The 5938-nt window shown below is 40.1% G+C and carries 3 protein-coding genes and 1 pseudogene; all 4 read left to right on the top strand.

The window, feature by feature from the left end; translation table 11 throughout:
- Positions 1–312 precede the first annotated feature (312 nt).
- The 4 genes and pseudogenes from AC1TPC_RS26620 (at position 313) to AC1TPC_RS26635 (ending at position 3939) form a co-directional block, all read left to right on the top strand.
- Positions 313–2325: an AAA family ATPase gene (locus AC1TPC_RS26620; protein ID WP_482069742.1), complete on the top strand. Its 2013-nt coding sequence runs from the start codon at positions 313–315 to the stop codon at positions 2323–2325.
- The gene (locus tag AC1TPC_RS26625) at positions 2322–3158 is read left to right on the top strand and encodes an HNH endonuclease family protein (RefSeq protein WP_482069743.1); all 837 of its coding nucleotides are present in this window, start codon (positions 2322–2324) and stop codon (positions 3156–3158) included. Before AC1TPC_RS26620 ends, AC1TPC_RS26625 begins: the two co-directional genes overlap by 4 nt.
- A 208-nt stretch (positions 3159–3366) precedes the next feature.
- Positions 3367–3618: pseudogene (locus AC1TPC_RS26630) on the top strand (transposase domain-containing protein); the annotation flags it as partial.
- A 12-nt stretch (positions 3619–3630) separates the two neighbouring features.
- The gene (locus AC1TPC_RS26635; RefSeq protein WP_482069744.1) at positions 3631–3939 is read left to right on the top strand and encodes a hypothetical protein; all 309 of its coding nucleotides are present in this window, start codon (positions 3631–3633) and stop codon (positions 3937–3939) included.
- Positions 3940–5938 lie beyond the last annotated feature (1999 nt).

A 5938-nucleotide genomic window follows, 5' to 3' on the forward strand; every position in this document is an offset into this window, starting at 1 on the left:
TGGAGTTCACCTCATAGGTGTATTTTGAAAACAGCAACAAACGAGCTGTTATCTCTATTTTACTCCATAATACTCTTTCAATCTATGGAAATCAGATATTTATATCACGGATTCAGGCAAGAGAATTACCAAATGAGCGTTTTTATGTTCTAGGAGGAATAATTGTTGATTTATGTTAAGCGGAGTGTCCAGCCACGACCAAGCGATCAATTGTTGGCCGAGAAGAGCAAACTCATGGACTATATTGAACAGGTCAAATCTAATAGGAATAGAAACAGTGACAGCTCAATCCGAGTATCGAGGAGTTATTATATGCGTTCGATCAGTGAATTAGACGCTACCTGGAATGAGACGATCCGGGAACAGTTTTCAAATAGGTGCGCGTATTGCGAATCATTCATCGGACCGGAAGGAATCGTGGAGCACTTTCGTCCTGTGAATGGAGTCAAAGACAGTGAAATCGGACGAATTGATCCTGATTATCACGGAGATCACCATTATGTTTGGTTAACCTACGAGTGGAGTAATCTATTGTATTGTTGTAAAGAATGCAACTCTAGTAAGGGCAATTATTTCCCTGTCCTGGGTAATCGAGCAAGAGTGTTTTCTTCTGTGCGCAATGAATCTCCTCTGCTTATTGATCCGTGTAAGGATCTTCCGGAAGAGCATTTGTATTATGATGAGGATGGGAGACTTGTTGCTAAATCGGTGAAAGGCGATACAACGATTGATTTATTGGATCTGAACCGTAAACAATTGGTCGTTACACGAGCGGCACAAATAACAAAGATTCAAACGTACCTTGGAGAAATCTCGAATAATTCCCCCCATATTCATGTTGATGTTGATTATTTTAACGTTCCCCAATATTTGAAATCGCTGGTAAGACAACTTATTGCAGAATGGATATTAGGTTTGAATGAACAAAATCGTACTGTAATTCTAAGCTCTCCCCCTTGGAACGATAACTTGAAGAGCATCTATGGAAATTTCAAAACAAGCAAACAGATTATTGACATTATGAATCGATATAATAGAAATATGTATTATACCGGTGCAATCGTTGGGAAGTTGACCTCATTCAAGGGAAATCGAATGGAATGGTTAAGGTTACGAAATGTAAGAGGCGTTACATTCGACCATACCTTTGAGAAATACGAAAAGAATGAATCTTGGCTAATGCTGCTAGGTGAGAATGGGACAGGTAAAACGACCGTTCTTAAAGCGATTGCGATGGCGTTATCGGCGAGTTGGGATGGACTAGCAGTTAAGTCTTCTTCATATTTAACCCATGGGGATGAAGCTGAGATAGAAATCAAGCTTCAGGGTTATGAGGACACGATCAGGTTACGAATTCATCGTAATGATGTTGTGCATTATAATCATCATGTGCCTCTCCCGATTATAGGATATGGTGCTATTCGACTCATTCCTAGCAGACATCGCAGAAAGAAAGATCAGGCGATAACGTGGCAGAACATTGGAAACCTATTCGCAACAAGCACTTCTAGCTATCTCGTTAACCATCCAGGTGAATGGTTGGACGAGAATGAGGCTCTGCAGCAATCGGTAGCGAGAATGATCTTGGATGTGCTTCCATTCGGCGAGGAAGAGAATGTGAATATGATCATCGAAAGAGGAAAAGCATTCATTGAACTCAACGGACGTCGGATTCCCCTACATGAATTGAGCAGCGGCTACCAGAGTGTGATCGCACTCATCACGGATATTGCTAGGACGCTTCACAGAACGGCAGGACTAGGGAAGTTCGCAGAAGGGGTATTGCTGATCGATGAGATTGACGCACATCTTCATCCAAGCTGGAAGCTGAACATCGTAAGTAAACTAAGAGAAGCTTTTCCCGAGATGCAGGTTATTGTTACTAGTCACGACCCACTATGCTTACGAGGAACGCATAACGGAGAGTTAGCGGTTATGAAGAGATTGGGTGACGAAGTAACCGTCATGAAAGAACTTCCCGATCAGAAGGGAATGAGAGTTGACCAAATATTAACCTCCGAATTCTTCGATCTTCCTTCTACGATTGGATCCGAATTCGATAGGGTTATTATGCGATATCAACAATTGTTAAGTAATGAACAATTAAGTGCAGCGGAGAATGAAGAATTGCTATCTCTAGAGAGGCAGTTGGATGAGCCGTCTACAAGATACTTAGGCTACACGAATCGTGAGCGCTTAATGTATAAGACGATCGATCAATTTATTGCCAAGCGTAAAAAAAATAGAATTGCCTATAGCGAACTGGACGAGGAAACGCAAAACAAACTGCTTCAATTATGGGAAACTGACGAGGAAGACTTATGATATTCGTGAATCGTGCAACTGTCGTAGAACCCGACATCTTATTGAATAATAACGCTGATCCTAACGGTGAGAAACAAAAAGCAATAGACTACTTTGAATCAAATTTGGGTCGGCCCGTCAAGTTCTCGATCTATAAAGACAGCAGTGTGAGAACGACGCTGAGGCGATTATTCCAAAACAAATGCGCTTATTGCGAGAGTATGATAACTCATGTTAGTTACCCGCACATTGAACACTGGCGTCCCAAGGCAAGGGTCACTGAGGATGCTAATCACGATGGATATTATTGGCTTGCCTCCGAGTGGGACAATTTGCTTCTGGCGTGCAGTGTTTGTAATGGATCTGGTAACAAAGGCAATAAATTTCCTGTTGTGCGAGGTTCAAGTTATGCGTATCGAAGTATGGATCCATTAGTTAATGAGCGGCCGTTGTTGATTAATCCGTGTAGGGAAGATCCGACCTCTCATTTGACGTATAGAAGAAACGGTGCAATTCGAGGTGTAACGCCTAAAGGGAAAAATTCAGTCGATGTTTATGGGTTAAACCGTCAGGACTTGATTATCGAGAGGAAAAAAATAGCTAAAATCGTCTTGGGTTATATGGATGACATCGAAGAAATTGTAGCTGAACACCGAGAAGCTGTTGCCAATGGACAACCTCGAGCAGTGCTGATAAAGAAAAAGAGAAAAGTGAAGAAGAAAGTTGAGGACTTAAAAGAATTTTGCTGCAATTATTATCAGTATTCAGGAATGGTGAGATATCTGGTGGAATCGTATCGTCAAAGCCGACAGAATGACCTGGATTTCATTACTGCAACGCGAGCGTTGTTATAAGGCAATAGGCTGCTGAATGAGCTATCAATCAATGATGACCGGTAGCTTTTTTAGTGCGCCCAGCATGGGTGCTTTATACCAAGCTTACGTACATTGGATGACTGCTAACTTCGAACCTCAATTTATTGTAAGCGTCTAACAAGAAGGTGTATTATCAACGCAATCTAGATTTTGAGACAATTCCGTTAGAGTAGTCGTTGGAGTTTTTCTAGCTGAGAACAGCATTCGACCCTTTATTGTAGGACGTAAAAACTGGTTATTCAGCGGTAGCCCTCGGGGTGCAACCGCAAGTGCAGCGATCTATAGCATCGTAGATACCGCAAAGGCAAATGGATCGAACCCGTATAAATATCTAGTCTATTTGTTGCAACAGTTACCAGCGGCTGCATTTCGTCAGCGACCGGAGTTACTTGATGATTACCTTCCATGGAGTCAAGCAGTTAGGCAACATTGTACATAACGCACAAAACCTGTGGATCCTCATGAGCCATGGGTTTTTCTTTTTCAATACACCTGGTTATTAGACGCTTACGAAGAACTTAAAAGCAGAGGATTTACTAAAACGGTTACTGTTACCCTTGTTTCAGACAAGCCTTTCTATGAAGGACGCAACAATGAAGGCATTTATAAATTCTTTAGAGAAGAACATTCTGTTTACGGTAGTATTTTTAAACCAACCGGTATAGGAAAAAACCAAGATTCGATTACCTTATCAGGCAGATACGATTTTATCTGGCAAGACTTAAGCGAGGGGCGTAAATATTACATAATCGAGATTTGAAGTAGCAAGGGGGGATTTATAGATGGCTCTAATTCAAAGTGAATTAAAATAGGAAAGCTTAATGAATTACTTGATATGTTTATATTAAAGGGTTTAGAGTAAGGGGGACGTGTGCAATCCCTCGAATATGTGATTTGTTGGTGATACTCATTTCCAAGTAAGGACGACAAACAGATAGTGTGAGAGGGCTAGTACTAACGCATAACTTCCTAACCGAGCGATTATGAGGGAAATGGTACAAAAGTTTAAATGCGGGATAATACCCGTTTAAAGAAATTTTCCTCCCTATCAGTCACATCGTCTCTGGAGCTCAAATAGGTAGCCAGAGAAACGATAATCAGCACCATGCTGATAAGCACCTGGGAGACGTGCAGAAATAGCCAGGCCTTAGTAGGAAAAGGACCGAATGAGATATTGAAGCAGGAAACGGAGATGCTGTGAAGCAGGAAATTATAGTAGGAATAAAGCTCTTGGCCCTTGAATCCCATGAAATCCCTAAAAGATGATATATAAAATACATATTGAAAGTAGTATAACAGACTATAAAGGATCATTATCTCTAACAATGTGTGGACAGCTAATGAAATTCTGCCGGAGCGTCTAATAGAGCTTCTTTTCCATCCGTTAAAGAGAGGCCTTGCCTCAGTACTTGTCCGCTCCTTTAAGAATCGAATCACGTCCACTTTTACAATGTCCTTATAGTAGGCCCAACAAATCTCGAGGGAGCGAGATACTAGTCGAAACAGTAGCACGCAATACAAGAGATCCAAGATAGGTAAGAATTGATCAGAGAACCACGTAAGTATTACTGTTGTGATAATCGATACAAATACTGTTACAATGACGTTGTACCAATTGGAAAATTCCACGAAAAACTTCCTAGAGTTTCGGATGATGTCCCATTCGCCGGGACAAGCACTGTGCTTATTGTCTCTATAGCAGGTTTTATAGGAACAGCGAATCCTTTTTTCAATAAGCAAGGCCTTATACTTGGAAGCGAAAAAATAATCCGGTGAGATCAAAAATAATATAAACTTTTTTAGAGGACTGAATAGAGTGCACAACTGCTCGTAATACTGCGAAAGAAGCCCCTTATTAGTTTCAATATAGATCTTCACTAGTTTGTAGTATGCGGCAAAATGCAGGATAAAACTTATAGTAATATTTAGAATCATGGCGATCACAAGAATTAATACATAATGAAGCCAGTTATCACTGAACGTATATGGAGCAGGTGCCTTTGGTGACACCAGGCTGGTGAGAAAAATAAGTATTACAAATGCACCGACAGCCCAAAATTTCCTTTTTCCAAAACTGGCGTGAATATCCATCATACGCATATACCTGTCTTCTTCATACTCATTAACATGTTTGTGATGATCAACGTAAATTTGGTTATAGCTGGAACTGTCTTTATTAGCTGACTCGATCAAAGCTCTATCATCCCTTTTTTAAGTTAAGAATATCAATAATTTGTACTGGAAGTAAATACCTTGATGTTCAGGTCTGCTTGTCAATATGAATTCAAAATATTTCAGCAGCGGATTTATCGGTGGTGCGTAATGAATGTCCATAAATATTAAAATTTGTAGTAATAATACTCCGGTGACCAAGGCGTTCTGAAATAATCTTCTCAATTACGTCCGGATTAATCATTATAGTTGCAGAAATATGACGTAGGTAACGGGAACGAATATATCTTAGATGGTTATTTTTAATAAAGCTTTGCCGTCTGGATGACTAAAGACAAAGAACGTTTGCCACTTGCCATCTTTCATCGATGTTTTTAATTTCCTTCATATTGTATAGATATCATTCTCTCAATTGTTCATTAATAACGCTTGTATCCCAATTTATATTGACATTCTTGTCTAAGTAGTACCTATTTAGCCCCTATTTAGACTTGGACAGTACACCCCTTACTTAGATACAATGAAATCAAGCGGAGGGGAACACAATATGACGAAGAAACAGTACGACTTAAACTTTAAGAAAATGG

The organism is Paenibacillus sp. Y280, assembly GCF_056786335.1.